This window comes from Ancrocorticia sp. (assembly GCF_052089425.1).
In the GTDB taxonomy this organism is placed as follows: domain Bacteria; phylum Actinomycetota; class Actinomycetes; order Actinomycetales; family Actinomycetaceae; genus Ancrocorticia.
The window spans coordinates 23,621-50,198 of the sequence record NZ_JBQCZW010000016.1 but is presented as its reverse complement, the minus strand read 5'-3'; the positions used below and the strand labels follow the sequence as shown (position 1 = coordinate 50,198).

22 protein-coding genes are annotated in these 26,578 nt (G+C 57.8%); 15 read left to right on the top strand and 7 right to left on the bottom strand.

Going from position 1 to position 26,578, the window contains the following annotated elements:
- Positions 1-94: 94 nt before the first annotated feature.
- Together ACTHV6_RS06880 and ACTHV6_RS06875 are read right to left on the bottom strand one after the other, a co-directional pair.
- A complete protein-coding gene (locus tag ACTHV6_RS06880; RefSeq protein ID WP_441386546.1) occupies positions 95-865 on the bottom strand; it encodes an SDR family NAD(P)-dependent oxidoreductase in 771 nt (256 codons plus the stop codon).
- Between the two features lie 64 nt (positions 866-929).
- Positions 930-3,371: a DMSO/selenate family reductase complex A subunit gene (locus ACTHV6_RS06875; protein ID WP_441386545.1), complete on the bottom strand. Its 2,442-nt coding sequence runs from the start codon at positions 3,369-3,371 to the stop codon at positions 930-932.
- A 245-nt stretch (positions 3,372-3,616) separates the two neighbouring features.
- Between ACTHV6_RS06875 and ACTHV6_RS06870 the strand changes: the two genes are divergently transcribed.
- The 9 genes from ACTHV6_RS06870 (at position 3,617) to ACTHV6_RS06830 (ending at position 12,884) form a co-directional block, all read left to right on the top strand.
- Positions 3,617-4,159 carry a DNA-3-methyladenine glycosylase I gene (locus tag ACTHV6_RS06870; RefSeq protein ID WP_441386544.1) on the top strand — a complete coding sequence of 181 codons (543 nt, stop codon included), beginning with the start codon at positions 3,617-3,619 and terminating at the stop codon, positions 4,157-4,159.
- A 189-nt stretch (positions 4,160-4,348) separates the two neighbouring features.
- Complete coding sequence (locus tag ACTHV6_RS06865; RefSeq protein ID WP_441386543.1) at positions 4,349-5,146, top strand: class I fructose-bisphosphate aldolase; 798 nt, start codon at positions 4,349-4,351, stop codon at positions 5,144-5,146.
- Positions 5,143-5,706, top strand: a complete 564-nt coding sequence (locus ACTHV6_RS06860) for a glycerol-3-phosphate responsive antiterminator (protein ID WP_441386542.1) — start codon at positions 5,143-5,145, stop codon at positions 5,704-5,706. Before ACTHV6_RS06865 ends, ACTHV6_RS06860 begins: the two co-directional genes overlap by 4 nt.
- Before the next feature lie 52 nt (positions 5,707-5,758).
- Positions 5,759-7,312: an FGGY-family carbohydrate kinase gene (locus ACTHV6_RS06855; RefSeq protein WP_441386541.1), complete on the top strand. Its 1,554-nt coding sequence runs from the start codon at positions 5,759-5,761 to the stop codon at positions 7,310-7,312.
- Positions 7,309-8,307 carry a 2-hydroxyacid dehydrogenase gene (locus tag ACTHV6_RS06850; protein ID WP_441386540.1) on the top strand — a complete coding sequence of 333 codons (999 nt, stop codon included), beginning with the start codon at positions 7,309-7,311 and terminating at the stop codon, positions 8,305-8,307. The genes ACTHV6_RS06855 and ACTHV6_RS06850 overlap by 4 nt, the downstream gene beginning before the upstream one ends.
- A gap of 18 nt (positions 8,308-8,325) precedes the next feature.
- Positions 8,326-9,078, top strand: a complete 753-nt coding sequence (locus ACTHV6_RS06845; RefSeq protein WP_441386539.1) for an SDR family NAD(P)-dependent oxidoreductase — start codon at positions 8,326-8,328, stop codon at positions 9,076-9,078.
- 166 nt (positions 9,079-9,244) lie between these two features.
- Positions 9,245-10,723, top strand: coding sequence for an FGGY-family carbohydrate kinase (locus tag ACTHV6_RS06840; RefSeq protein ID WP_441386538.1), 1,479 nt, complete (start codon positions 9,245-9,247; stop codon positions 10,721-10,723).
- A gap of 39 nt (positions 10,724-10,762) precedes the next feature.
- Entirely contained in the window at positions 10,763-11,809 is a 1,047-nt protein-coding gene (locus tag ACTHV6_RS06835; protein ID WP_441386537.1) for a zinc-binding dehydrogenase, read from the top strand.
- 31 nt (positions 11,810-11,840) lie between these two features.
- Positions 11,841-12,884 (top strand): zinc-binding dehydrogenase, encoded by a 1,044-nt coding sequence (locus ACTHV6_RS06830; RefSeq protein WP_441386536.1) that lies wholly within the window; start codon positions 11,841-11,843, stop codon positions 12,882-12,884.
- Here the strand turns inward: ACTHV6_RS06830 and ACTHV6_RS06825 are convergent.
- The 4 genes from ACTHV6_RS06825 to ACTHV6_RS06810 are packed head-to-tail and all read right to left on the bottom strand — an operon-like array spanning position 12,881 to position 16,555.
- On the bottom strand, positions 12,881-13,462 hold the full coding sequence (locus tag ACTHV6_RS06825) for a TetR/AcrR family transcriptional regulator (RefSeq protein WP_441386535.1): 582 nt from the start codon (positions 13,460-13,462) through the stop codon (positions 12,881-12,883). The genes ACTHV6_RS06830 and ACTHV6_RS06825 overlap by 4 nt on opposite strands.
- Positions 13,462-15,471 (bottom strand): ABC transporter permease, encoded by a 2,010-nt coding sequence (locus ACTHV6_RS06820; RefSeq protein WP_441386534.1) that lies wholly within the window; start codon positions 15,469-15,471, stop codon positions 13,462-13,464. Before ACTHV6_RS06820 ends, ACTHV6_RS06825 begins: the two co-directional genes overlap by 1 nt.
- Positions 15,429-15,827, bottom strand: coding sequence for a hypothetical protein (locus tag ACTHV6_RS06815; RefSeq protein ID WP_441386533.1), 399 nt, complete (start codon positions 15,825-15,827; stop codon positions 15,429-15,431). The genes ACTHV6_RS06820 and ACTHV6_RS06815 overlap by 43 nt, the downstream gene beginning before the upstream one ends.
- A 5-nt stretch (positions 15,828-15,832) precedes the next feature.
- Positions 15,833-16,555, bottom strand: a complete 723-nt coding sequence (locus tag ACTHV6_RS06810) for an ABC transporter ATP-binding protein (RefSeq protein ID WP_441386532.1) — start codon at positions 16,553-16,555, stop codon at positions 15,833-15,835.
- Positions 16,556-16,873: 318 nt separating this feature from the next.
- On the opposite strand from ACTHV6_RS06810, the gene ACTHV6_RS06805 reads away from it, so the two are divergent.
- Complete coding sequence (locus ACTHV6_RS06805) at positions 16,874-18,346, top strand: MATE family efflux transporter (RefSeq protein ID WP_441386531.1); 1,473 nt, start codon at positions 16,874-16,876, stop codon at positions 18,344-18,346.
- On the opposite strand, the gene ACTHV6_RS06800 is transcribed toward ACTHV6_RS06805, so the two are convergent.
- Positions 18,335-20,293, bottom strand: a complete 1,959-nt coding sequence (locus ACTHV6_RS06800) for an ABC1 kinase family protein (protein ID WP_441386530.1) — start codon at positions 20,291-20,293, stop codon at positions 18,335-18,337. The genes ACTHV6_RS06805 and ACTHV6_RS06800 overlap by 12 nt on opposite strands.
- 285 nt (positions 20,294-20,578) lie before the next feature.
- On the opposite strand from ACTHV6_RS06800, the gene ACTHV6_RS06795 reads away from it, so the two are divergent.
- The 5 genes from ACTHV6_RS06795 to rocD all read left to right on the top strand — a co-directional run bounded on the left by ACTHV6_RS06795 (position 20,579) and on the right by rocD (position 26,574).
- Complete coding sequence (locus ACTHV6_RS06795) at positions 20,579-21,298, top strand: succinate dehydrogenase cytochrome b subunit (RefSeq protein ID WP_441386529.1); 720 nt, start codon at positions 20,579-20,581, stop codon at positions 21,296-21,298.
- Positions 21,299-21,414: 116 nt separating this feature from the next.
- A complete protein-coding gene (locus ACTHV6_RS06790) occupies positions 21,415-23,334 on the top strand; it encodes a fumarate reductase/succinate dehydrogenase flavoprotein subunit (RefSeq protein WP_441386547.1) in 1,920 nt (639 codons plus the stop codon).
- A complete protein-coding gene (locus tag ACTHV6_RS06785) occupies positions 23,331-24,089 on the top strand; it encodes a succinate dehydrogenase/fumarate reductase iron-sulfur subunit (protein WP_441386528.1) in 759 nt (252 codons plus the stop codon). The genes ACTHV6_RS06790 and ACTHV6_RS06785 overlap by 4 nt, the downstream gene beginning before the upstream one ends.
- Positions 24,090-24,260: 171 nt before the next feature.
- The gene (locus ACTHV6_RS06780; RefSeq protein ID WP_441386527.1) at positions 24,261-25,358 is read left to right on the top strand and encodes a hypothetical protein; all 1,098 of its coding nucleotides are present in this window, start codon (positions 24,261-24,263) and stop codon (positions 25,356-25,358) included.
- Between the two features lie 28 nt (positions 25,359-25,386).
- A complete protein-coding gene (rocD, locus tag ACTHV6_RS06775; protein ID WP_441386526.1) occupies positions 25,387-26,574 on the top strand; it encodes an ornithine--oxo-acid transaminase in 1,188 nt (395 codons plus the stop codon).
- Positions 26,575-26,578: the final 4 nt, after the last annotated feature.

Below are 26,578 nucleotides of genomic sequence, written 5' to 3'. Positions count from 1 at the left end.
GGTTTGGCGTATGCGTCATGGAACCATTCTCTCTCACCCATTCAGGATGATGCCTGACGCGGCGTTAGGGTCAAGCCCGGTAGACACACGTGGTCTACAAGGCCGTATACCCGCCATCCAACATGACCGTCCCACCGCTCATAAAATCGGAGGCCGAAGACGCCAAATAGAGCACGAGATCGGCAACCTCGACTGGCTGACCAAAACGGCCGAGCGGGATCTTGGCCTTCATCGGATCGCCCTTTTCAGGTGGTCCCCATACCTTCTCACCCATCGGTGTAAGAATCACCGTGGGGCACACGGAGTTGACTTGGATGTTGTGCGGGCCCAGCTCGCCGGCGAGTACACGGGTTAGCGAGATGAGCCCACCCTTTGATGCTGCGTAGGCAGCATGATCATCGGCTCCGATTACGCCGGTTTGCGAGGCGATGTTGACGATCTTCCCCTTACCCTGCTTGATCATCGAGGGGACGATCTCCTGAGTAAGGGCGAAAGGTGCCGTCAGATTCACGGCCATCGTCTGGTCCCACATCTCCTGTGTCAGCTCTTCGAAAGGAGCCACGCGGGCAACTCCGGCGCAGTTCACCAAGATATCGATTGCATCGTATATTTCTAGGGCCTGCTTGCCGAGCTCGCGTGCGCCGGCTGCGGTGGTCAGGTCCGCAGAAACGATATGCGCAGTGCGCCCCTTGGCTTCGACCACCTTTGCGGTTTCCAGTAGCTGGCCCTCGTCTCGTGCCGAGAGAATCAGGTCAGCGCCAGCGTCCGCCAACACGTCAGCGATCGCCGCACCGATTCCTTTCGATGCGCCAGTCAGCAAGACCCTTTTGCCCTCTAGCGAGAACCTCTCTTGAAATTCAGACATGTCAACTCCCTTGTTGGTTGTGGGTCAAGCCTACGCGCGGGATGGGGAGCTGGCACGGGTTCGGCTAAATCCTCTTCACCTGAGCGATGATCTGCTGTTGTGTGTTGCCCTTGGCCACAGGGGTTGCGTTGAGGCTGGCGAGGGTTGACGCGCAGGCGCCGTCGTCGACCCCATCATCTCCGGGTGAATACCACGCTCCCTGTGGAATGGAAATGACCCCGGGTGCAATCCTCCCCGTTACGAAAGCGAGGCTGCGGATGGCGCCGCGCCGCGAAGTCACCTGAATCCGCTCGTCGGTGGAAAGCCCACGTGCTTCTGCATCAACTGGATTCATCCACACGTGCTGCGGGTGAGCCTCCATGATCCACGGCTGCTCCCAATAACTGGAGTGGGTACGGCCCTTCGTGTGGTGATCGATGCATTGGAGCGGATACTCGCTGGAGGCTGCTGCCTCTTCGCTTCCCTCCCACGACTCGACGTACTCAGGAAGTGCCGTGATGCGATCGCCGGTCAGGTCTGGATCGAACTCCCATTCCTCGGCCATGGTGGCCAGTTGCTCGGAGTAGATCTCAATCTTTCCAGAAGGAGTCTCTAGGGGATTGGCCTGCGGATCATCGCGGAAATCCTTGAACGGAACCGTAAAGCCATCTGGATTGATCTCGCGAATCACACCCTGTTGTGCGAACTCCTCTTCGGTTGGATACTCGGGATGCTCCGAACGTCCTTCGCTGTACATCTGGGACACCCACTCTTGTTGCGTGTGACCTTCGGTGAACCGCTCTAGGGCTGCAGGATCGAGCCGCTCGAGAATCTCGCAAAGTATCTCATAGACAGGCTTGGCATCTCCTGGCGGATCAATGGCGGGCTGGGCGTAGATGGCATAACCAGTTTCGCCAGAATCCTCGTTCTTGACCAAGTCAGGCTGTTCAACGCTCATCGCGTCCGGGAGGATGTAATCGGCCATCTTGGCCGAGGCAGTCATCAGCGTATCGATCACTACGAGAGTTTCCAGTTTGGATTCGTCGGCCAGAATCTCCCGGATTCGATCGGGATCGGCGTGCTGATTCATGATCGTGTTAGCCGCGTAGCTGATCATGAACTTGATGCCTACGTGTAGACGGTCGGCACCCTCGACGCCGTCCCTCTTCGCAGTGAACTTCTCGCCGTGATCCACGGCGTCCGACCACTTAAATACTGGGATGCCCACGGTAATGGGCTTCTCGGCTAGATCGGGGAAGGTGGGAAGCGGCATAGCATAGGACGTGGTCCAGCCACCCGTGCCGCCGCCGGGGACACCGATGTTTCCAGTGACTGCCGCGAGCGTGAAGATAGAACGCGACTGGTTTTCTCCGTTCGCCCTCCGTTGCAGGCCCCAGCCGGCTGTGATGGCACAGGGTTTGGCGGTAGCGATTTCACGGGCTAGCTGGCGGATACGATCGGCGGGAACACCGGTGATCTCCGCAGCCCATTCAGGGGTTTTCTCGATTCCGTCCGGACCATCGCCTTCAAGATAGGCGCGGTATGAGGATCCGGATGGAGCTCCATCGGGAAGGTGGTCATCATCGAAACCAACGCAGTGCGTATCGAGGAAGTCTTGATCGTGTAGGCCTTCGGCAACCATCACGTGAACCAGTCCGGCGACGAGCGCAGCGTCCGTTCCGGGACGTAGGGCGATCCACTCATCGCCGATCGTTAAGGCCGTTTCGGAGTAGCGCGGATCAATGACAATAGTCTTGACTCCGTACTTCTTCTTGATCTGGAGGATGTTGTAGAGTTCGCCGCCACCAGACATTCGGGTCTCAGCTTGGTTCAGTCCGAACATCACTTGGAGCTTCGAGTTCTGGGCATCAACGGTGGAGTTGGAGGTGTATGCGCCGCCGTACTGGTAGGTGCCGGCAACAATTGCCGCGGCGTTGGAGTAGTTCCGCAGGGGCTGTAGGCAACCACCTGCGGCATCAAAGAACCGCCAGACAAGGCGGCGGTGCAGCATGTTTCCACCGGTAGTGCCGGTGCCGTTGTTGGCGTACAGCGCCTCGTTCCCGTAGGTGTCAATCGTGTGGCGCATGGCATCGGCGATCTCATCGAAGGCCTGATTCCAGCTGATCTCCTCGTATTCGCCGTCCCCGCGCTTGGTTCCAGCCTTGCGCTTGAGAGGCTTCTTGAGGCGATGGGGCGAATAGATCTTCTCGCGGATGGAGCGCCCGCGAACGCATGCGCGGATGTTGTGATTGCCGAAGTCCGAATCGTCGCCGCTGTTATCTGGCAGGATGCGCACCACGACGCCGTCCTTCACCTGAAGACGCAACGGGCATCGCGAGCCACAGTTGACGGTACATGCGTTCCACACTGTCTTGTCCGCGGATGGCGTTCCATCTGCATTTGCCGCCGGAATCAACACACCACGTGTGGGGGTGCTTGCCGCTGCGAGAGTTGCGGCTCCGCCCGCTATTCCTGACCACTTGAGGAAGCTCCGCCGGGTAGGGTTTGCAGCCTTGAAGGTACTCATAGGTATCTCCCATCACCACGAGAAATAGACCGTGGAACTATTGAACGCGTGTCCGTTACATGAGTCTGAACTACGCTACGCTGAGCACGGTGTCGCGAGTGTGGACCTTCGTCCCTTCGGCGGCTGGTCACGGCGCGGGCGTTTCCCCAAAGACAAGGGTGTGGATAACGGCTGCACGGGCATGCGAGGTACGGCATCGTCGTGGTGGGATAGAGACCAGGTGAGTACCCGAGGAGATGTGAACAATGGAGAACGTGCCAGCGTGGGTGGGGACCGACCCGCTGATGCAGGAGTACATGGTAAACGAATGGGGAAGGGAGGTATACGGGGAGCAGCCAGTGTTCGAGCGTTTGTGCTTGGAAGTGTTTCAATCGGGGCTGTCTTGGTTGACCATTCTGAAGAAGCGTGAGGCTTTCCGGGAAGCGTTTGATGGCTTCGATCCGGAGGTTGTTGGCCGGTACGGGGCTGCGGATATCGTGAGGTTGATGGGGGAGTCCGCCATCGTCAGGAACCGGCGAAAGATCGATGCTGCCATCACGAATGCGAGGGCTTCCGTGGCTTTGCGAGAGACTGGCGACCTCTCGGAGCTCGTCTGGTCGTATCGGTTGGAAGAATCTGTCCAGCTTGATTCGGAGGGTATGCTGCCCACCCAATCAACCGAATCCGCCGCGTTAGCGAAGGATCTTAAGGCACGTGGTTTCGCATTCGTTGGTCCAACAAACATGTATGCCCTCATGTGCGCGATCGGGATTGTGGATGTCAGGGGCGCGTTGGGACTCCCCAACTGAAGGCATGACTTCGGTCCTAAATTGTGATGGCAGACACGTGTCCGTGCGTTGCGTGTGGACCACGACTGCCGATAGGGTGACCTGTATAACAAAACATACATGAGATGGTTATGAAGGCTCACACAAGATCGTTGATCTGTGTGAGCCTTGCTTGTTGTTAAGAAGTCAAAACTTCGAGGGAGAAGAACTGTGGAGAAGACACGTAGATTAGGCAATATCTTTGCGGAGGACGGCAAAACGGTCACTCTCGCGTTGGATGGTTTCGGGTTCTCGGCGAGTACCGCCGGAGTTGATCACGCGGCTCGCACCGTTCCCGAAATGGCCAAACACGGGCTGGACAACGTTCTGGTCACCTACGGGCAGGCAAAGAACTTTGCCGAATACTTCACTAACGTAGGTATGTGCCTGCGAGTGGATGTCACAACGGGTGTATTTGACGCCAGCGTTCCCGATAACATGCCAGCTTTTGACGTGACGGACGCGCTGAAGGTTGGTGCAGACGGAGTTGTCATCATGAACTTCCCCGGTGCACACAATGAGCGGTCAACCAATGCCTTTGCGGCCATGTTGGCCCAGCAATGCGATGAATGGAACGTTCCGTTCATGTGTGAGACCCTTCCTTATGGCTACCCGGTGACAACACCAGAATCCGCTGATCCGGAAGTTGTGGCGGTGGCCTCGCGGTTCTCGGAGGAGCTTGGAGCGGACATCATCAAGACCCGTTTTGCCGGGACCGATGCAGATCGAAAGATCGTTGAGAATTGTACCGTTCCCGTTATCGCTCTGGGTGGCCCGAAATCGGATCACGAAACTTACTTTGCTTTCGTCCAGCACGTTATCGAATGTGGAGCGAAGGGCGTGGCGGTAGGCCGTAACATCACACAGGATCCGAAGCCGCTCGCGGTAGTTTCCGCCCTCAATGCCTTGGTTCACGAAGGCGCCAGTGCCAAGGATGCGATGGCGATCTACGATTCACTGGATTCATGATCGAATTCGATAGGCCAACCATCATTCCGTCGGTTCGGCGGTTGAAGGATCTGGACCTCGCAGCGCAGTGCCCATCGGATTTTGTGCTGCTCTCCGAGGTCCACATTGGCAACTTGGAGCCACTTGCCGCGGTGCTTGCCGATGCCGGCAAGATGGTTCTGGTCCATGCGGACCTCATTGGTGGGTTCAAAGCGGATCGCGATGGTATCAAGCTGCTGCGCAACATGTTCCACGTGGATGGCGTTCTTTCGCAGAGCGCACACGTTGTGTCCGCGGCGAAGAAAGCCAAACTGCTCGCCATCCAGCGCGTATTCATTATGGACTCGCGATCCTTGGACCGAAGCCTTGCCAGCCTAGGTGAAGCACGACCCGATGGAATCGAGGTTCTTCCAGGAGCTCTTGCCAGCCGCTACTACGATCTGTTCGAGCAGTGGAGCGATTCGAGCGCGCTGATTGCGGGAGGGATGGTCCGTACTCGCGATGAGGCGGATGACCTGTTTGATCTGGGCTACGAGGCCATTACGACAAGTACGCCCGAGTTGTGGAAGATGACGTTTTAGTTAGCTAGCTCGCGTGGGCTCAGCACCGCCCACGTCCAATCGAGGAGGATTGATGAGCGAGAAGTTTGTAATGGGTATCGATAATGGCGGCACGGTGATTAAGGCCGCTATCTATGACAGCGAGGGTACGATCCATGCTTTGGCGCAGAGCCACATGGACACGTTAGTGCCACAGCCACTCTTCACGGAGCGGGACTGTGAGGATCTCTGGCAAGCGAACATTCGGGCGATCCGCCGCTGCCTTGATCAAGTCAGTATCGATCCGAAGGATATCGCGGCCCTCGCAATTACTGGGCACGGCAACGGCCTCTACCTAGCCAAGAAGGATGGTTCGGCCTCACGCAACGGCATCATCTCCACGGACGCGCGGGCCCAGAGCTACGTTGATCGCTGGTTGGAACAGCCGGACTACAAGGAGCGCGTTCAGTCAAAGACGGGATCAACTGTGTGGGCTGGCCAGCCGCCAGCGCTGCTGGCGTGGTTGGATGATAACGAACCCGAGGTATTCGAAGAAACCGATTATATTCTCTCGTGTAAGGACTATATTCGGCTGCGTTTGACGGGCACGGCCACACTCGAAACCACGGACGCATGTGGTGTGTGTTTGGCGAACATTCTGACTCGCGAGGTGGATTCGGATCTGTTCGACTTCTTCGGTATTTCCCGGTGGGTCGAAAAGATGCCGCCCGTTGTGGATTCCACGGAGTTTGGCGGATACGTGACCGAAGAAGTCGCTTCCGCCACGGGTCTGGCTGCAGGAACTCCGGTGGCGGGTGGGACGATGGATATCGTTGCCGGCGCGCTGGCCTCGGGCCTGACGAAAAAAGATGAGCTTTCAGTGATCACGGGGACATGGTCCATTAACCAAGTTATTTCCACGGATCTCCAACTAGAGAATCGGGTGTTCCTGACGGATGTGTATCCGATTCCCGACACGTGGCTGATTCTTGAAGGTAGCCCGAATGGCGTGTCCAACCTTGATTGGTACATCCGCAACGTGGTGCGCAGGTACTTGGACGTGTTCGGTGATCGGGAGATGACCGACGGGGAAGTGTTTGCCCTCTGCGAGAAGCTGATCCACGATTTCACTCCAGAAGTGCAGGACCCGTTCTTCCTGCCCTTCATCAATGGCACGTCCATCATCCCTGACGGCCGCGCCGGGTTTGTTGGAATGACGAGTTATCACGACATGCGCCATATGGTGCGGGCCGTGTATGAGGGAGTCATCTTCTCGCACATGCACCACATCAAGCAGCTGCGCGGCTACATCGATCTGACAGGCCACGTTCGCTTTACCGGTGGTGCGGCTAACTCGCAGATCTGGGCGCAGATGTTTGCCGATGCGATCGGGCTGCCGTTGGATATCGTTGATGCTGAAGAATCGGGAACGCTCGGATCGGCGATGTGTTCGGCAGTTGCTGCGGGTATTCATCCCGATATCCCGACCGCCGTTGAACACATGGCGGGGAAGACCCGCGAGACCGTTTATCCGAATCCTGAGTTCGCGGACTTGTTCCAAAAGCGGTTCGCTCGCTTCGAGGAGCACCTCGCAAGCCTTGGTGCACCCATTTCTGAAACGCAGTGGATTGCTGCAAAGGAGTCATGATGAGAGTTCTAGCAATTGCCGATGCCTACATTCCTGCCGATATGTTGACGGAGGGGACACAAGCTCTTGTTGAGGCCGGCCACGATGTGGATGTGGTCTCTTGGGGACCTGACGTGATTGAGGACCTGCAAGAGATCAACCTTCAGGTGGAACTAAAGGGCCCAAACGGGGTGGACCTGCCCGCTGACCTTCAGGACAAAGTGCGGGCGGCAGAAGTTGTTATCACCCAGTTCGCCCCGATATCGGCTGCGCTCATTGGATCTTCTCCGAACCTTCAAGCGATCGGCGTGATGCGTGGTGGCACAGAGAACGTGGATTCGGATGCTGCAAAGGAGGCTGGGGTCCCCGTCTTCAACACGCAGGGACGCAATGCTCGCGCGGTTGCCGAATTCGCGGTGGGTTTGATACTGGCGGAAAGCCGCAACATCGCGCGCACTCACGCCGCCATGCGCCAGCACGTGTGGCTCAAGGACTTCCCAAATTCTGCGGATATTCCCGAACTTGAGGGCCGCACGGTAGGTGTTATTGGTGCGGGCGCGATTGGGCAGCTTGTGATGAAGTTCCTTTCCGGGTTCGATGCCACGTGCATCTTCTTTGATCCCTTCACGCAGGAATCCGAGTACGGCGACAAGGTGGAGGAACTTGACGATCTGCTCGCTCAGTCCGATATTGTGACAATCCATTCCCGATTGACGGCCGAGAATCACCACCTTATTGATGCGCGCCGCATCGGGTTGCTCAAGCCGAATGCCATACTCGTCAACACCGCGCGTTCTGGACTGGTTGATGAACAGGCACTTCTGGCTGCGCTTGGAGGGGGCGCGATCATGGGAGCAGCGATTGACACGTTTGACGATGAGCCGCTCCCGGCTGATTCGCCGTGGATGTCCTTGGAGAACGCCACCATTACATCTCATCTGGCAGGGTCAACCCAAGATGCGTTCCGCAAGACTCCGCGTCTACTCAGCGAACGCCTCCTGCGTGAGTTCCTCTAACCGAAGGGAAGGAAACCCATGGACCTAGGCTTAAACGGTCAACGAGTTCTCGTCACAGGTGGGGCATCGGGACTTGGTGCCCAGCTCGTCCGCACACTGGTGAACGAAGGCGCCAAGGTTGTCATCAACTACCGCAGCCGCCAGGACGAGGCCAAGGAGCTGATTGACGAGTTGGGGCCGGACAACGCCGTGGCGATCAGGGCGGATCTGGCTGTGCGTAGTGAAATGGACGCCCTGTTCGATCAGGCTGTTCAGGCATTCGGCGGGCTAGACATCCTGGTGAATAATGCTGGGTTGTGGCTGACGTGCAAGATCGGTGAGATCACGGATAGCGATTGGGACAGGTCAATGGATGTCAACATCTACTCGGCCCTCAAGCTCTCCCAGCGCTTCATCGTGGCCGCACGTGAAGAGGGTAGGAGCGGAAGAATCCTCAACGTTACCTCTCAAGCGGCATTCCTCGGCTCGTCAACCGGCCACATTCCCTACGCGATTGCCAAGGCTGGGATGGTGGCGATGACGCGATCGCTTGCTAATGAGATGGGTGCTAACGGCATCACGGTCAACGCGTTGGCTATAGGGACCATGGAATCCCCTATGATCGCCGAAGCACTAGCGACCCGCCGCGAGTTCTATGAGGAGCGCATTCCTATTGGGCGGCTCGCCACTGCACAAGAAGTGGCAAACGTGGCGGCGTTCCTCGTATCCGAGAGCTCGAATTACATGACGGGTGCAACGGTGGATGTCAGTGGTGGCCAGCTCCGTCACTAGCGTCCGGGGTACAATCCATCGCATGAAAGTGATCTGCGTAACACGCTGGATCGTGGGTAATACGTGGGTAATAACTGAATACCAGGGTAGCCATTCCTAGAGAGTGTACGGGTGAGAGTCACCCGTGGGATGTGGCAACATGCCCTTTATCGAAGGAGATGAAGAGATGGCCGATTTGGTAATTGGTATCGATATTGGTACCGGTTCAACGAAGGGCGTTCTTGCCGATACGGATGGAAACGTCCTGTTCAGTGAGGTTGTACGCCACGAGACTTCGTTCCCTCAGCCGGGCTGGGCTGAACATGATGCTGACACGGTCTGGTGGAAAGACGTGGTGGAAGTATGCCGTAAGCTCACGGCATACGCTAAGGGCGATGTAGCCGGAGTGTGTATCTCGGGCATCGGCCCGGTGTTCCTCCCGGCAACGGATAGGGGAGTGCCGCTACGCCCGGCTATCCTCTACGGCGTTGATACGCGTGCAGCGGTTGAGATTGATGAGCTGACCGAGCGCTATGGCGAGGAAGAGATCCTCAAGACATGCGGTAACGGTCTTACGGCACAATCGGTTGGTCCGAAGATCGAATGGCTCAAGAAGAATGAACCAGAGGTATGGGCGCGCACGGAGCGCTTCCTGATGGCACATACCTACTGTGTGTTCCACCTGACCGGCGCCTACGTGATGGATCATCTGGCCGCCTCAATGTGCGAACCGCTGTATTCGCCGTTCACGCGCGATTGGGTGCCTGAGTGGGTAGAAGAAGTCTGTGAGGACCTTCCGATGCCCCGCCTCATGTGGTCCAACGAAGTGGCAGGTTACATCACAGATAGCGCCTCACGCATCACGGGCCTCAAGGAAGGTACACCGGTGGCTGTTGGTTCCATCGATGCCTTCGTTGAAGCGCTTTCTTCCGGTGTATCGCAGCCCGGTCAGGTTCTCATCATGTACGGTTCCACGATGGTGGGCGTGCAAGTGACGGACAAGGCCCTCATTGGTCCTTCGCTCTGGTCCTGTTCTGGACTGATCGAGGGCACCTACAACCTCTCGGGTGGTATGTCCACAACCGGATCGCTCACCACGTGGGTCTCGGACTTGACGGGACAGGGGTATGACGAACTATCCGCCAAGGCCGCCAAGTCCTCTCCGGGCTCTAACGGTTTGATCACGCTTCCCTACTTCTCGGGTGAGCGCACGCCGATCTCTGATCCGGCCGCCCGCGGCGTGATTGCAGGCCTTAACTTGACGCATAACGAAGGTGACATCTACCGCTCCGTTTTGGAGGCAACTGGGTACGGCTCCCGCCACATTCTTGAGACCATCGCCAATTGCGGCGGAAAAGCCACCGAGTATTGGGCCGTGGGAGGTGGCACCACGGGTGGCCTGTGGCCGCAGATCATGTCTGACATCATCGGCATTAAGCAGTACATCCCGAAGGTCACGATCGGCGCGGCCTACGGCGATGCTCAACTCGCGGCGATGGCAATCGGCGCGGTTTCGCCAACGGACACATGGAACGAAGCGGCACGCGAGATCGAACCAAATCCGGATAACGAGGAACTCTACAAGGAGATGTTCCAGGTGTACTTGGATCTGTACCCGGGTTCAGCGCCGATGGTCCACACATTGACCGAGATCCAGAACCGCTAACACGTATCACAACGATCGCTGTAGGAGAGTAGAGCACACATGAAGGCTGCTATTTTCGTTGGTCCAGGCCAACTCGAGTTGCAAGAGATTCCAGATCCTCATGCTGGACCGGGCGAGGTGGTAGTTCGTGTGGGCGCCAATACGGTGTGCGGAACGGACGGCCGTATTCTCCGCGGCGAAAAGAGCAAAGGAATAGACCGGGGAGTGGTGCTCGGCCATGAATTCTCCGGATATGTTACTGAAGTAGGTGAGGGTGTTGGGGACTTCCATGAGGGCGAGCTGATCGGCGGAGTCCCCACCATCCCGTGCCTTCGGTGCTACTACTGCCAGCACGGCAAGGAGCACCTGTGCACGGACGCCACCATTATCGGTTACCGGAAGAATGGCGGACTTGCCGAGTACATGAAGTTCCCACGGGAGGCTCTGGATCGCCGCTGCGTGTTCCACGCGGCCTCCCATCTGACCCCCGCCGAAGTATCGCTGGCGGAACCGCTCGGCTGCGTGCTCAATGGCGCCAGCCAATACCAGACACAGGTGGGCGATACGGTTCTGATCATCGGTGCCGGCCCGATCGGTTTGCTGCACACGCAGGTCAACCTACTTCTCGGTGCCTCGCAGGTTATCGTGTCGGATCCCTCCGAGCCGCGCCGGGCCATAGCGGAGAAGTTTGGCGCCACGCACACGGTGGACCCCACGGCAACTGACCTTGAAGAGTATGTACGCTCCTTGACCGATGGGCTGGGCGCCCACGTGACGGTGGTCTGCATCGGACAACCAACACTGCTCCAGCAAGCCATGCAAGTGACCCGCAAAACCGGTGCGGTGAACGCCTTTGCCGGTTTCTCGAAAGCCTCCATGTCCGAGGTGGATCCAAACCTCATCCACTACGGTGAGCTCCGAATCACCGGAGCATCGAACGCCTCACGCGCCTCCCACAAGCGGGCGCTGCGCCTTATCGGCGAGGGCAAGGTTGACGTAAAATCACTCCACACGCACACCTTCGCGCTGGATGACGTGGTGGAAGGCATTGAATTTGCTCAGACCGGAGAGGGAATCAAGGTAGCGATCAGCCCGGACGGCAACTAGATATGACCCCACGAACCCAAGGAGATACACAATGAAAGCAGCTGTTTTTGTAGGCCCCGGCCAACTGGAATTGCGCGATGTCCCCACCCCTCACGCGGGTGCGGGGGAGATCGTGCTGAAGACGGGCTCCAACACCGTGTGCGGTACAGACGTGCGCATTATGAAGGGGGAGAAGTCCGCAGGAGTTCGCCCCGGAGTCATTCTGGGCCACGAGATCGCCGGCTATGTCCATGAGATCGGCGCGGGCGTGGAAGGCTATTCTGAGGGAGATTTGGTGGGCATCAACCCCACGGTGTCCTGTGGAACCTGTTTCTATTGCCGCGGTGGCGCCGAGCACCTGTGCGAGAACGCCGAACTGTTCGGCTATAAGATTGACGGTGGCTTGGCCGAATATGTTCTGATTCCTCAGGCGGCGGTGGCCCGGCGCGCGCTGTACAAGGCGGCCGATCATCTGACACCAGCGGAAGTTTCTCTGGGCGAGCCACTGGGCTGTGTGCTGAACGGCGTAGCCAACTACCAGCCGAAGATGGGCGATACCGTCCTCATTATCGGTGCCGGTCCGATCGGCCTCCTCCACGTCATGGTGAACAAGTATCTGGGCGCTTCCCAGATTATTGTGTCGAACACGGGGGAGGACAGGCTCGCCCAAGCACGTGAACTGGGTGCTACCGCGACCGTTGACCCGAGGAACACCGACGTGAAGGAATACGTGCGTTCTTTGACCCAAGGGCGCGGAGCAGATGTGACCGTGGTGTGCATTGGTCGCAATGAATTGTTCCAGCAAGCGTTGGAGTGCACGCGACCCAAGGGGCACGTGAGCGCCTTCGCGGGCTTCGCCAAGGGAAGCTTGGCTGAGGTGGATCCCAACCTCATTCATTACAACGAACTGGTTGTCACAGGTGGGTCCAACACCTCGCGCGCGAACTACGAGAAGGCCCTGCGGCTGATTGGCGAGGGCGCCGTGAACGCGAAAGCGTTGCACACGGACACCTACGCGTTGGATGATCTGTTCGCCGCCCTAGATCGCGTCCAGAGCGGAGAGGCTCTCAAGGTCTCGGTAGTACCAGAGCTTTAGGAAAGAAGCGCGATGATCTCACCCTCACTCGCACCGGAGGACGATGCGATGAGGGTGATGATCTGGCGGGCAGTAATGTCAAGTCCCTCATGAGGATTCGTATCCTCTTCCTCGCGCGCCAGCCAGTCCACAACGAACCATACGGCGCCAGCGGCGATGAAGTGCGCTCTGGCTTCGTTCTCCCTGCCGGCAGAACGTTCGATGATGCCTCGCACATCGTCTACCGACAACAGATAACACGTCACGTAGTCAATGACCGCTTGGAGCAAACCAAAGCAACCGGGTCCATGCACTGCACGGAGGTAGAACCGCGTGTGGTTGTGCAGCTCGGCAAGGATCCTGCGGACATGCTCCCGCAGCGACGGTTCGTTAGCGCGTAGACCCCTCGGCTCACCAAGTACTAGCGAGATCCGCTGCAGAGCCGCCTCTTGGATCAGCGCGGCCATGTCCTCGAAATGTTGATAATACGTTGGGCGGGTTACTTCGGCAGCCCGGGTCACCGATGCAACAGTCAGGTCACCACCATCATCCAGCAGCGCGGTGGCGGCCTCAATCATCTTCTGTCGGCTTCCAGCCATCAGTCCTGTGCCTTCAGAGCGTCGAGCATGTCAATGTTCTTCAGTCGGACGTGCATGACCATCATGATGATAAGCGAAACGGCGAACGTGATACCGGCGGACATGGCGTAGTTCGTCAACAAAACGTCCGGCTTGAACATGAGGTTATCTGGCGGAATCGACTGAATCACGAATCCCAGAAGGGGGACGCCAAGCGCGTAGCCAGCCAGTATTCCAAGGATCGTGAGGAGGAGCGTTTCACGGAAGATGTACATGGTCACCTCGCGTGGGTAGAACCCGAGAACTTTGATCGTGGAGAGTTCGCGGATCCGTTCCGATACGTTGATATTCGTGAGATTAAAGATGACGACGACGGCGAGCAGGACCGCGCACACAATCAAGACCCAGATCACGGTGTCAATGCCATCGATCGCGGAATTGATCGTGTCAACTGTCGAGGATGTTTGCACAGTGGCCACAGTTCCCGGCTGATCCATGAGCGCCGCTGAAACGGCGTCCATGCTTGCACCCGGTGCCAATCGGATCAGCTGCGCGTTCGGAATGGCCTGATCTCCGAAGATCTTTGCATCTCCTGTGTCACTGGTGAGAATGTAATGACCCGCATACATCTCGGTGATGGCATCAACGTTCATCGAGAGGTCATTGCCATCGGAATCCTGCACGGTGATCGTATCGCCGCTGCCCACGTCAAGAAGCGTGGCAAGCTTTTCGGAGAGGATCACGCCGTCAGAAGGCAGAGCGATGGGATTGCCCGATCCACGATCGCGCGGCTCAACATAGCCATCCAGATCTGCTCCGGAAACCGGGGCAATGTAGCTGATCTCTTGATCCATATCGTCCGCACCAGCGCGAACCGAGAGCTGTTCGAATCGCACGGTAGTGGCAGCATCGACTCCGCTGAGTGCTTCGTCGTCGTCCCTCTTATCGGACGAACCATCTACGGCCACAAGATCGTAATGAACTATCTCCTCAAACTGGCTCTCAACCAAGCCGCTGATGGAATCACGGAGCCCGAAGGCCAGAATCAGCAGGCCGGTACATCCGGCGATCCCGAATATCGTCATGAACATCCTCTTCTTATAACGGAAGAGATTGCGTGCGGTGACCTTCTGGGTGAAGCCCATTCGCTTCCACAGCGGCGTGATGCGTTCGAGGAAGATGCGGTTGCCAGCTGCTGGTGGTTTGGGTTGGAGGAGGCGGCTTGGAGATTCCTTCAACTCGTTGGTGGCCACAATCGCAGCGACCAGCGCCGTGCACAGAATGGCGATACCGATGGCGATGAGAGAGACGACGGGGTAGAAACCGAGCGTCAGATCATCGAAGGCGAAGATTCCCTTGTAAGCCCGGAAGATGACGATCGGGAGGAGCGTGTGGCCGAGAGCTACGCCCAGAACAGCCCCAATTGAGCTGGCCAGAGTCCCGTACAGCACGTACTTCCTGCGGATGGTGCGCGGCGAATATCCCAGCGCAGCGAAGGTGCCGTTGGTGGTCCGTTGCTCCTGTACCATTCGTGTCATCGTGGTCAGGGAGACCAATGACGCGATGGCGAACAGCAAGATCGGGAACACTTCGGAGATCGCGTCGATGCGATCGGGGCTGTCACCGTAGGCTATGTAACCTGAAAAGTCGCGCCGATCCTCAACCGTATAGTTGGTTCCGAGATCTTCTATCTTCTCTTTTTGGGTATCGAAACGTGAGAAGAGTGCCTGATCGTAGGGATCGTATTCCGAGTTGCCCGAAAAGGTTAGCCGTGCAATCGAATAGACGTCACTATCGAAGGCGTCAGGACTCACAGCCGCAAATCCGTCGAGCTGCCCCGTTCCCAACGTGGTTTGGCCAAGTTGCTCTCGGTCCAAGAATTCGCTCGAACGCACGAAGCCCGTGACTGTGAACGTGCTTGCCGCGAGCTGATTCGATTCCGCGCCTTCGTTGAGCGTCAATTGATCGCCAACGGAGTACTCGCCGTTCATTTCCTCGGTGAGAGCAATCTGATCTGGTTCGGACGGCATATCTCCAGAAACGAGGGAAATGTGGAGATCTCCTCAGGTGAGGACATGACGCGTAGTGTCTGATGTGAATCCGCGACGAGGGCATCGGTCATGTAGCCGAATTCGGCGTCCGAGCGGTCGATCGAACCGATGGCGTCCTCATCATCACTGGTTAATCCGAGCGGTGACGTCACTGTGAGATCGGCGAGGTTTGTTTCTTCGAAAAACTCTGCGCCGGTTTCGCGCATGTCCGGTCCAGTGACCTTCAAGCCCACGAGGGCAAATGCGCCAAGTAACATCAGTGCGGCTATGGAGACAAAGCGGGCCCACGAGCCCGTGATGGTACGGAGAGTTTCCTTCCAAGCAGTCCTACTCACGTGGCTCACCACTCGATCTCAGAGATCTTCTGCGGATCATCGTTGAGAGTATTGGATGTGATCTTGCCGTCCTGCAGCTCAATCACGCGATCACCGATAGAAGCGATGGCGCTGTTGTGCGTCACGATTATCACCGTGGCGCCCTGCTTCCTACTCATGTCCGCAAGTACTTCCAGCACCTGCTTTCCGGTAGTGAAATCAAGAGCACCGGTTGGTTCGTCACACAAAAGAAGTTTGGGCTTCTTCGCGATGGCTCTGGCGATCGCAACGCGTTGCTGTTCTCCTCCGGAGAGCTGTGACGGAAAATTGTTGATGCGGCCCTCAAGTCCAACATTGATGAGAACTTGCTCAGGATCCATGGAATCATCCACGATCTCCGAAGCAAGCTCCACGTTTTCCTTGGCGGTCAAATTGGCCACGAGGTTGTACCCCTGAAAGACGAAACCAACGTTGTTGCGCCGGTACGTTGTCAGTTCCTTGGAGGTGTAGTGGGAAATGTCGTGACCATCAACGATAACCTCCCCACCATCGTTCGTATCCATCCCGCCCAGAATGTTCAACACGGTGGACTTGCCGGCGCCAGAGGCTCCGAGCACGATAGCCAACTGACCTTCGTCAATATCGAAGGAGAGGTGGTCATTCGCGTAGATCGTGGTGCCACCCATTTCATAGCTTTTAGTGGAATTCACCAGTTCGATATATGCCATCGTGTTCTTCCTGTCGTGCATGCACTCATGTTGTTTCCGGTGAAATATTACAAGTGTAAGATTTGATGGTCAATCGGGGTGTGTGTGAGCTAACCAAAGGGCGGAAAGGCCGCGCCAGAGCAAAGAAAAGGGCCAAGGACCCAAGTGAGTGTGACGTCACCAATTTCGTGCTGGACGGACGGGGGCCTCGGGTACGTAAGATTGAGTCCGCTCTCGCGGCCAAGCAGTACGTGCCAGAGGGCTTTTCACCACAAACACGTGCCTGAGATGGTAGCCTCACTGCGCTCTTTTGCAGAGTGGCTGCTGCTTCGGTCTACGAACTAAAAGGAGCTCTGCAACATGCCAAATGCCCTGACTTCGGGCACCCCATGGCGGGTCATGGCCCGATTCGCCATGCCTCTTCTTATTGGGAATGTTGTACAGCAGATGTACCACATGGTTGATGCCATCGTGGTGGGGCAACACCTGGGGGTGGATGCTTTGGCTGCTGTTGGTGCAACGAATAGTATTCTCTTCCTCCTCATCGGATTCGCCCAAGGAATGACGCAGGGGTTCGCTATCCCCACTGCGCAGGCGTATGGGGCTGGAAACATGAAAGCCCTCAGACGTTCTGTGGCCGCCGGCTCGATCCTCACGGCCTGCTCAAGCCTCATCTTGATGATTGTTGCTCCGCTTGTGATCAAGGCGTTCCTTGGCCTCATGCGCACACCGGACGAACTGATCGATATGGCAGCAACTTTTGCCACCGTCAACTTTCTGGGTGTGGCGGCCCTGATGTTCTTCGATTACCTCTCGGCCATTATCCGCGCCACCGGTGATTCGCGTACGCCGCTGGTGTTCCTGATCCTTGCGTGCCTTGTGAATATTGCGCTGGTTATCGTGTTCGTCCAATTCTTGGGGCTCGGAATCGCCGGTGCGGCTCTGGCAACCGTGATCTCGCAGGCTATTTCTGCGCTTATGTGCTTGGCGTATCTGATTCACTCGATCGAGGTCCTCCACGTGGGGCGGAGCGACTGGAAAGTGGGAGGACGGGCGTTGGCCCACCAGCTGAAGATCGGTGTGCCCATGGGGTTCCAGCAGTCGATCATCGCGATTGGTGCCATCGCCGTTCAGGTTTCTCTGAATTCGCTGGGGGCGACCGCCGTTGCCGCCTACACCACGGCGAACCGGGTGGACGGGATTGCCGTTGCCTTCCTGATGTCGTTGGGGCTCGCCGTTTCTACGTTTACCGCACAGAACAAGGGCGCCGGGCTATCCTCACGCATTCGTGTGGGAGTCCGTCAGGCAGCGATCATGTCCGTATGCGTGTCACTTCTGCTGGGGATCATGCTGGTGGGATTCGGTGACTTCATCGTCCGTAGCTTCGTAGGCGGAGGGCAGGAGCACGTGGTGTCCATGGCCCATGAATACCTCGTGGTGAACGGAACGATGTACGTGCTTCTGGGGCTGCTCTTTGTTACGCGCAGTGCTCTTCAGGGACTGGGCCGAACGCTCATCCCAACTCTTGCCGGGACGTTTGAGCTCTCCATGCGTGTGGCCGCTGCTGTTGTGTTGGGCCAATCTCTGGGATTCGAAGGAATCGTTCTTGCCAACCCACTTGCGTGGATGGGGGCAACCCTGCTCCTCATCCCATCGTGGATCATCGCCAAGCGTGGCTTGCCGCAGGATGCGGGAATCCGCGAGGTTCCTTTCGCCGAGGATACGGATGAAGTGAATCTCCCAGCTACCAGCTATGAGTTGCCTGAGGAAGGCATTTTAGCTGAGGACATCACGCTCGCTGAGGAAGATGCGCGGGAGGCTCTACACGTGTGAGTTCCTGCGTGTAAACAGCCTGATCGTGAGCCGCAGGGCGAGTGTCAAGCCAATAAATCCAAGTGCGCCAGCCATGAGGTGATGAAGAGTCAGCACGGAGGTGACAGGCGCACCTCCCGGCACGAGCAGGAACACAAGCGCCATCACAATTGCGATGCACGCAAACACCCCTGACAGAACATCATCAACCAGTGAACCTAGCCAGGCACGGTCAGAGGGGGCGCCGAAAGAGCGCGCTCGGACTGTCAGTTCACCACGTTCAAGTTGCGTGAGCAGCCTCTCAGTTCTCGCGGGCAGCCTGCGTGCGGCGATCGCTGACGTGAGCGCTGAGGTCGTGGCAATCTTCGCTAGGCGGTCGGGCGCGCTGAGTTTCACTGCGATTGCCGGGAGGGCGTCCTGAGCCGCCTGAAATAGCCCGTAGTCCGAACGGAGTGCCCGGAGGGTGGGGTCAAGGGACGTGAGTGTGCGCAAAGCCCCCGCCACATCGCCGGGTACCGCGATTCCGTAGGTTCGCAGCACGGCAAACACTCGGTTAAACACGGAGGAATCCGCTTGTTGAGACTTGGTCAGAAGGGTGAGCACTTTACCCAGATCGCGCTGCAGTGCGCCGCGATCCACATCCGGATCCACCGAAAAGGCCATGTTGATGGAAGCCACCGCATTCACGTTATCGTCCGTGAAGATCGCGAGGAGCAGAGCAGCCAAGAGCTGTCGGGTTTCTGAATCGATCACGCCAATAGCACCGAAATCTAGTAAACCGATCCTGCCATCGTCAAGCAGCATGATATTGCCAGGGTGTAGATCGGCATGAAACACGCCGTGGACCAGTATGGATTCGGCTGTGGCCTCGAAGAGAACCTTGGCCAGCCTGTCGCGGTTATCTGGTGTCATGTGTGCTGACGCAGCAGGTACGGGGGAGCCATTGAGCCGGCTCATGACGAGCACCCGTTGTGTGGACAGCTCAGGAACGATCTCTGGAGTGGCGATATTCGGGTAGACGCTCAGCGCGCTTGCGACGGCACGAGTGTTACGCGCCTCGATGTGGTAATCGAGCTCCTCAGTCAGAGAACCCACGAGTCCTTCAACAAGAGAAGACAGTCCCAGTTTGCGTGCCCACTCGAAACGCTTTTGGGCCGTGGAAGCAAAGCGTAGGAGGATATCGCAGTCCACCCTGACCTGCTCGGCGGCAGCCGGGCGCTGGACCTTGATGACAACCTCTCGTCCATCATGCAGCGTGCCGTTGTGAACCTGCGCTACAGAGGCAGCGGCGAATGGATCGATTTCGAAGCTGCCGAGCACCGATTCGGGTTCCTCGCCCCATTCTTCACGCAGCCGTTCCCTGATATCGCTGGAGGGAGAGGGGGTAGCTGAGCTCTGAAGGGAGGATAGGGCGGTGATCAACGGCTCTGGGAGAAGGTCTGAGCGGGTGGCCATGAGTTGGCCGAATTTCACGAAGCTGACGCCAGCTTGATTGATCGTTCGGATGAGGGCGTCAACAAACTCTGAGGATTCTGGCCCGTAGCGCAGCGCTCTGGCTAAGCCTGATCGCAGCACGATCCACACGAGCTGCAGATATCGGCGCAAACGCCGGAATCCGAGCCTGCTTTCCCGTGCCCCTTCGATTGGCCCTCCAAATCTGCCGCTGGGCACGATCAACTCGAGGACAACCAGAGACAAGAGGGCCATCGCGAACATCCACAGGACAAGTAATGCCCCAGTCACCAGAGCGGTTCCTACTCCTGTTTGCAGAGTGCCTTCTGGGGAGAAAATACCTAATCCCGTCCCCGCCCAGACGGACACGGGGATGAGTAGGACGATCACAATGGTGGACACGCTCAGCGCTCGGATCCAACCAACAGGGGGAAGTAGCCTCCTGACAACAACCGAGAATATTGCCGCGAGCAGCAGAGTGGTCAATGCTTGGTAAAGGAAGCTTAGGACGTCCATTTCTCTACTGTAGTCGTTGCGCGGTCTCATCCGTTCAGCTGAGTTTCCAACGGTGAGAAAATGGAGCAAATGGACCGGGCGTTCCTGCGATGTGTTTGGCGTAGGAGTGGCTATTTCACAAGGAAATAGTTACTTAATTCTTGTACCGATTGGTGGCCTCTGGGACTAAAGTACGAATTAGTAATCTTTTGTGATCCAAGCTCCACACGCGCCCCGCGTGCGGGTGCATTGGGAGGCGAAACTTCTCCGCGATATGCAGTAGCCTCGTGGAAGAGGAGGACACAGATGTCAACAACGACAGAGAAAGCACCGCCCCGGCCTAGTTCCTGGGCGATCAAGGTTGCGATGGCCATTTCAGGCATGGTTCTCGCGGCCTTCTTGCTTATTCATTTATTTGGTAACTTAAAGGTGTTCACAGGCGCGGAGCACTTCGATGATTATGCGCAATGGTTGAGGACAGCATTCGTTCCCTTCCTACCCGAGGGCTTGTTGCTGTGGGTGTTCCGGCTTGGGTTGCTTGCCGCGGTTGGCGTCCATATCTACGGCGGCGTCACCCTTTGGGCACGAGGCCGCAAGGCGCGTGGCCCCAACCGGGCCAAGGTGAAGGCATCCCGAACGGGTTTCCAAGGCTTTTCCGCTCGCCTGATGCCGTTTACGGGCCTATCCATCTTCCTGTTCATCGTCATCCACATCATGGACCTCACGCTGGGTACCAGACCGATTGCTTCCGATACATTCGAGCATCCGGTAGGCACCCGTCCATCGGCCTATGCGAATCTTGTTGCCTCCTTTGATCGCCCATGGATGGCGGCGATTTACGTCGTCATGATGGTTCTCATCTCCATCCACGTCGCTCACGGCATTTCCACCGCCGTGCAGGATCTGGGTGCAATGGGTAAGAGAGTGCGTTTGGTAGCCACCGTAGTGGGGGGCGTTATGGCCCTCGTCATTCTTCTCGGTAACGCCGCCATCCCGCTCGCAGTCCAGTTCGGAGTATTAACGTGAGTAACATCTTTAGAAAGAGCGCAGCCACAGATACTGCAGATCCAACATCCTCCCCATTCGTTGCACCGCGAGTCACAGTTGCGGGCGCATCGAACGGCAAGGTTCTTGATGGCAAGGTGCCCGATGGGGATCCCGCCGAGGCATGGCACAAGCGCCGGGACGAATACAAGCTTGTTGGTGCGCTGAATAAGCGCAAGTTCACCGTTGTTGTTATCGGTACCGGGCTTGCCGGTAGCGGTTGCGCGGCAGCGTTGGCCGAACAGGGCTACAACGTTCATTCCGTTACCTACCACGATGCACCGCGCCGCGCGCATTCGGTTGCCGCGCAGGGTGGCATCAATGCCGCACGTGCCCGGAAGGTGGATGGCGATTCCATCTACCGGTTCGTCAAGGACACCGTCAAGGGTGGAGATTTCCGCTCCCGTGAGGCCGAAGCCTTCCGGCTTGGCGAAGAGTCCGTGCGCGTCATCGACCACATGAACTCGATCGGTGCGCCGTTTGCTCGCGAGTACGGCGGAACACTCGCCACTCGTTCCTTCGGTGGAGTGCAGGTCTCTCGAACGTATTACACGCGTGGTCAGACGGGCCAGCAGTTGCAGCTCGCCGGAGCTCAGGCGCTCCTGCGTCAGGTCAAGCGCGGCACCGTCACGCTTCACACACGTTCCGAGATGCTGGACCTCATCATGGAGGATGGCGTTGCTCGCGGTGTTGTGGTCCGTAACCTGATCACAGGCGAAGTCACGGCCATCCCGGCACACGCAGTTGTTCTGGCCACCGGCGGTTACGGTTCGTTGTACTACTACTCAACATTGGCGATTAACTGCAATGCTTCTGCGGCGTGGCGCGCCCATCGGCGCGGAGCAAACATGTCCCACGTGAGCTGGGTTCAGTTCCATCCAACGGCGCTTCCCGTTCAGTCAGAGTTCCAGTCCAAGACGATCTTGATGTCCGAGTCCCTCCGTAATGACGGGCGTATCTGGGTGCCAAAGAAGGCCGGGGACGATCGTGATCCTAATACGATCCCCGAGGACGAGCGCGATTACTACCTCGAGCGGAAGTACCCGGCGTTCGGGAACCTGTGCCCACGTGATATTGCGTCCCGTGCCGCCAAGGAGCAGCTGGATTCCGGCCACGGTGTGGGACCGCTGAAGAACTCGGTGTACCTCGATTTCAAGGATGCGATCGCACGCGTTGGTGCTCCCACCATTAAGGAGCGCTACGGCAACCTCTTCGAAATGTATGAGCGTGCAACGGGCGAGAACCCGTTTGAGGTTCCGATGCGAATTGCCCCGGGCGCCCACTTCACCATGGGCGGCCTGTGGACGGACTTCAATCAGATGAGTTCGATCCCTGGCATGTTCGTTGGTGGCGAGGCCGGTTGGTCCTACCACGGCGCCAACCGCTTGGGAGCAAACTCGCTCCTCTCGGCCTGCGTTGACGGCTGGTTCACCCTTCCATTCTCGATTCCGAACTACCTGGCGGATCACTTGGGTGAAGAGCTTCCATCGCTGGATTCGGCTCCCGTGCAAGAGGCTCTGGAACGCGTGAACGCGCGTACCGATGCGCTTCTGAGCGTTGGCGGTACGAAGAGCCCAACGGCCTTCCACCGCGAGCTCGGCGACATCATGTATGAAGGCTGCGGCGTGGATCGCTCGAAGGAAGGCCTCATCGCGGCCCGTGACAAGATCCAAGCGCTACGTAAGGAATTCTGGAGCAACGTCGCAGTGCCAGGCACTGGGTCGCAGGTCAACCAGACTCTTGAGAAGGCGGGCCGCGTTGCGGACTTCCTCGAGCTGTCCGAGTTGTTGTGCGTTGATGCTCTGGACCGCGAGGAGTCCTGTGGAGCTCACTTCAGGGTTGAGCATCAGATTGATGGCGAGGCCGCGCGTGATGATGAGCACTGGACCTTCGCTTCTGCATGGCAGACTGAAGGTGGCGAGGGCCCAGCAACCAGCTCGGATCCTCTGACCTTTACACGAAACGTGGAGCCGTTGGAGTTTAGCGCGGTTCCCATGGCAACGAGGAGCTACAAGTGAAACTAACACTCGAAGTTTGGCGCCAGCCCTCAACCAATGCCCAAGGTACTTGGGAGCGTCATGAACTAGATGGGCTCGAACCAGCGATGAGTATTCTGGAGATGCTTGATGCATTGAACGAACAACTCATCTCGCAGGGGCGCGAACAGGTTGCGTTCGAATCAGACTGCCGCGAGGGTATCTGCGGCGCCTGCGGCCTAACCGTCAACGGTTTGCCGCATGGGCCTGAGAACAACCTGCCGGCCTGCCATCAGCGTTTGCGTCATTTCAAGGACGGGGACACGGTGAGGATTGAACCAATGCGTTCTGCCTCGTACCCGGTTGTCCGCGATCTGATTGTTGATCGCAGCGCCTTGGATCGCATCGTGACCGCTGGTGGCCATGTGGCCGTTGACGCGGGCACCGCACCTGATGCCGATACCCAGCTGATCAACCACGAGAAGCTGGAATTGGCGATGGACTTCGCGGCCTGCATCGGCTGCGGCGCATGTGTAGCAGCGTGCCCGAACGGTGCTGCGCATTTGTATCTCGGTGCGAAGCTTGCGCATCTGAGCATGCTGCCAGTGCCGCGTCAGGAACGCGACCAGCGCGCCAAGTCCATGGTTTCCGCAGCAGAGTCCACCTTCGGACCCTGCTCGAACTATGGCGAGTGCGCGAAGGTGTGCCCGGAGAACATTCCGCTTTCTGCGGTTGCCGCAGTGAACAAGGAGCGTGTGCTCTCTGGACTGCGCCGTCAGGTCAAGACTGGCGCATAGCCACACCGTTCAGATCTCACACACAAGAAGGGACCCGAAAGGGTCCCTTCTTCGTACAACAGGTGTGCGTCCTCACAATGTAAGCGCCCAGTATGGTGCGGCGTGATGATCGCTAGAATCTTGGGAGTGTCAGATTGGGCTCGCGGGTCCAACGGGTAGGAGAGGTGACGTATGCAAACAACTGAGATTCCAGTTCCGGCCTATCCAGGGGAAGATCCGTTCAACCAGTTCGAAGCGGTTGAGGCGCTTGCGAGGGCGCGGTATGAAGATGGCCAGTCCCGGCTGGTGACGTTGGACTCTGCGCGTGAAATGTCTACGGCATATACGCGCGATTCGGTTTACGAGCGCCACTTCTACCTTTTGACTGATCCGGCTGAGCGAAACTTTGACGCGCCGATCGCGTTGCTCGCTCCCGGCCGGCCCGCGAAGATTCTCGGATATGGGTATCTCCGGCTGGCTCAGGAGCACAAGGAGCGCAGCGTTGCCAGTTTCGATGTGGTTATTCACCCCGATAGCTGGGGGAAGGGCTACGAAGATTATCTGTTTGACGTTGTGCGGAACGCTGCGAAGAAGCGCGGCGCCAAGTGGCTGACGTGCAGGGTCTACATGCCATATCCAGCAATGATCGACGCTCCGATACCCCAACTATTTCTCGATCAGCCTGCCAGCGCTTTCCTGACCCGCCACGGGTTCGCTCTGACCAACACGTTTGAAGATTATTGGTGGGACGTGTCTGATCACGATGCCATTCGTGAACGCATGCAGCACCTCATTCAACCGGGCAATTACCAGCTTCGTTCGTGGCGGGGCGTCACGCCGCCAGAGCTTCTTCAATCGCTTGCACGGTTCCGGCGTCAATTCACGATGGACGAGCAGCAGGGTTCTCCGGAGGTGGCCCGTACAGAGTATTGGACGGCTGGGAGCCTGGCGAATGAGGATGAGTACAACGCCGCGGTTGGCCAAACGCAGTACGTGACCGCAGCTATGGATGACCGTGGCGAGGTTGTTGGTTTTAGCTCCATTGTCTCGAACGTTGATTCCCCTGAGCATCCCGTGCAGGCGGGAACCATCGTACGGCCGGAGCATCGAGGTCAGAATCTGGGTATCACGCTCAAGGCTGCGAATATTTTGAACGTCATCGATGGGCATGCCCAAGTAGAAACGATCACCACTGGTGTTGATCCGGCCAATGAGCATCTAGTGGATATCAATGCTCATTTGGGATTTGAACGAACTGGCTTGCAGGGCGAATTTCGAAAGAAGATCTAAAGGCGGAGCTTCGGCGATACCATGAGGTATGGACCAAGAAGGCACATGGCTCGCACATAACTATCACCCTCTCGATATCGTGATCCACGCCGGACACGGGGCGTGGGTGGAAGATGTCCAGGGGTGGCGATACCTTGACTGTCTGGCAGGGTATTCTGCGCTGAACTTCGGACATACGAACAGGCGTCTTGTTCGGGCCGCTAAGGCTCAGCTGGACACCATCACCATGACGTCACGTGCCTTCCGCAATGATCAGCTAGGCCCATTTGCTCGGGAGCTGGCCGAATTTGCTGGGGCAGAGATGGTGTTGCCGATGAATACGGGCGCCGAGGCCGTGGAAACAGCGATCAAGACAGCGCGTGCGTGGGGCTACCGCGTCAAGGCAGTCCCCGAGAACCGCGCGAATATCATTGTGATGGGCTCCAACTTCCACGGCCGTACCACCACAGTCATCTCGTTCTCGGATGATGATGATGCACGATCTGACTTTGGTCCCTACACCGCAGGCTTCCGCATGGCGCCATTTGGAGATCTTGGAGCCGTACGCGATCTGATGGATGACAACACCGTTGCCGTTCTTACGGAACCAATACAGGGAGAGGCCGGCGTCATCATTCCGCCCCCATCCTTCCTCCCCGGTGTGCGCCAGCTATGCACCGAAAACAACATCTTGCTCATTGCTGACGAGATACAGTCCGGCCTTGGCCGCACCGGCACGAACTTTGCGTGCGATCTTTGGGCAGTTACACCAGATCTCATGACGCTCGGTAAGGCCCTAGGCGGCGGAATTGTGCCCGTGTCCGCCGTGGTTGGGCGCGCCGATGTACTGGGAGTGCTCGAACCCGGCCAACACGGCTCAACGTTTGGCGGCAATCCACTGTCCGCGGCTGTGGGCCGCGAAGTGGTACAGATGCTCAATGAGGGGGACTGTCAGGCAAATGTGCGCGAATTGGCTCCGCGCATGCACGCAGGATTGCAGGAATTGGCTGACGCAGGAATCGGAGTAGTGAACTTTACCCACGTGGGGTTGTGGAGCGGGGTGACGATCGATAGCGGAAGCGGTCGAGAGCTGTGCGAGCGGTTGGCAGCGCACGGGGTGCTCGCCAAAGATACACACGGCCACACGGTACGGCTATCCCCTCCGCTCATGATGAGCAGAGGGGATATGGACGTCATGTTCGAGGGACTCAGCGCCGCACTACACGATCTAGCCTGAACGA

What these genes read in the sequence shown, in the direction of transcription:
- ACTHV6_RS06825 (WP_441386535.1), bottom strand. Translation starts at nt 13,462, where the DNA reads ATGGCTGGAAGCCGACAGAAGATGATTGAGGCCGCCACCGCGCTGCTG.
- ACTHV6_RS06820 (WP_441386534.1), bottom strand. Translation starts at nt 15,471, where the DNA reads ATGCCGTCCGAACCAGATCAGATTGCTCTCACCGAGGAAATGAACGGC.
- ACTHV6_RS06800 (WP_441386530.1), bottom strand. Translation starts at nt 20,293, where the DNA reads ATGGACGTCCTAAGCTTCCTTTACCAAGCATTGACCACTCTGCTGCTC.
- ACTHV6_RS06870 (WP_441386544.1), top strand. Translation starts at nt 3,617, where the DNA reads ATGGAGAACGTGCCAGCGTGGGTGGGGACCGACCCGCTGATGCAGGAG.
- ACTHV6_RS06780 (WP_441386527.1), top strand. Translation starts at nt 24,261, where the DNA reads ATGCAAACAACTGAGATTCCAGTTCCGGCCTATCCAGGGGAAGATCCG.
- ACTHV6_RS06810 (WP_441386532.1), bottom strand. Translation starts at nt 16,555, where the DNA reads ATGCACGACAGGAAGAACACGATGGCATATATCGAACTGGTGAATTCC.
- ACTHV6_RS06845 (WP_441386539.1), top strand. Translation starts at nt 8,326, where the DNA reads ATGGACCTAGGCTTAAACGGTCAACGAGTTCTCGTCACAGGTGGGGCA.
- ACTHV6_RS06855 (WP_441386541.1), top strand. Translation starts at nt 5,759, where the DNA reads ATGAGCGAGAAGTTTGTAATGGGTATCGATAATGGCGGCACGGTGATT.
- ACTHV6_RS06830 (WP_441386536.1), top strand. Translation starts at nt 11,841, where the DNA reads ATGAAAGCAGCTGTTTTTGTAGGCCCCGGCCAACTGGAATTGCGCGAT.
- ACTHV6_RS06805 (WP_441386531.1), top strand. Translation starts at nt 16,874, where the DNA reads ATGCCAAATGCCCTGACTTCGGGCACCCCATGGCGGGTCATGGCCCGA.
- ACTHV6_RS06850 (WP_441386540.1), top strand. Translation starts at nt 7,309, where the DNA reads ATGATGAGAGTTCTAGCAATTGCCGATGCCTACATTCCTGCCGATATG.
- ACTHV6_RS06880 (WP_441386546.1), bottom strand. Translation starts at nt 865, where the DNA reads ATGTCTGAATTTCAAGAGAGGTTCTCGCTAGAGGGCAAAAGGGTCTTG.
- ACTHV6_RS06840 (WP_441386538.1), top strand. Translation starts at nt 9,245, where the DNA reads ATGGCCGATTTGGTAATTGGTATCGATATTGGTACCGGTTCAACGAAG.
- rocD (WP_441386526.1), top strand. Translation starts at nt 25,387, where the DNA reads ATGGACCAAGAAGGCACATGGCTCGCACATAACTATCACCCTCTCGAT.
- ACTHV6_RS06875 (WP_441386545.1), bottom strand. Translation starts at nt 3,371, where the DNA reads ATGAGTACCTTCAAGGCTGCAAACCCTACCCGGCGGAGCTTCCTCAAG.
- ACTHV6_RS06795 (WP_441386529.1), top strand. Translation starts at nt 20,579, where the DNA reads ATGTCAACAACGACAGAGAAAGCACCGCCCCGGCCTAGTTCCTGGGCG.
- ACTHV6_RS06835 (WP_441386537.1), top strand. Translation starts at nt 10,763, where the DNA reads ATGAAGGCTGCTATTTTCGTTGGTCCAGGCCAACTCGAGTTGCAAGAG.
- ACTHV6_RS06860 (WP_441386542.1), top strand. Translation starts at nt 5,143, where the DNA reads ATGATCGAATTCGATAGGCCAACCATCATTCCGTCGGTTCGGCGGTTG.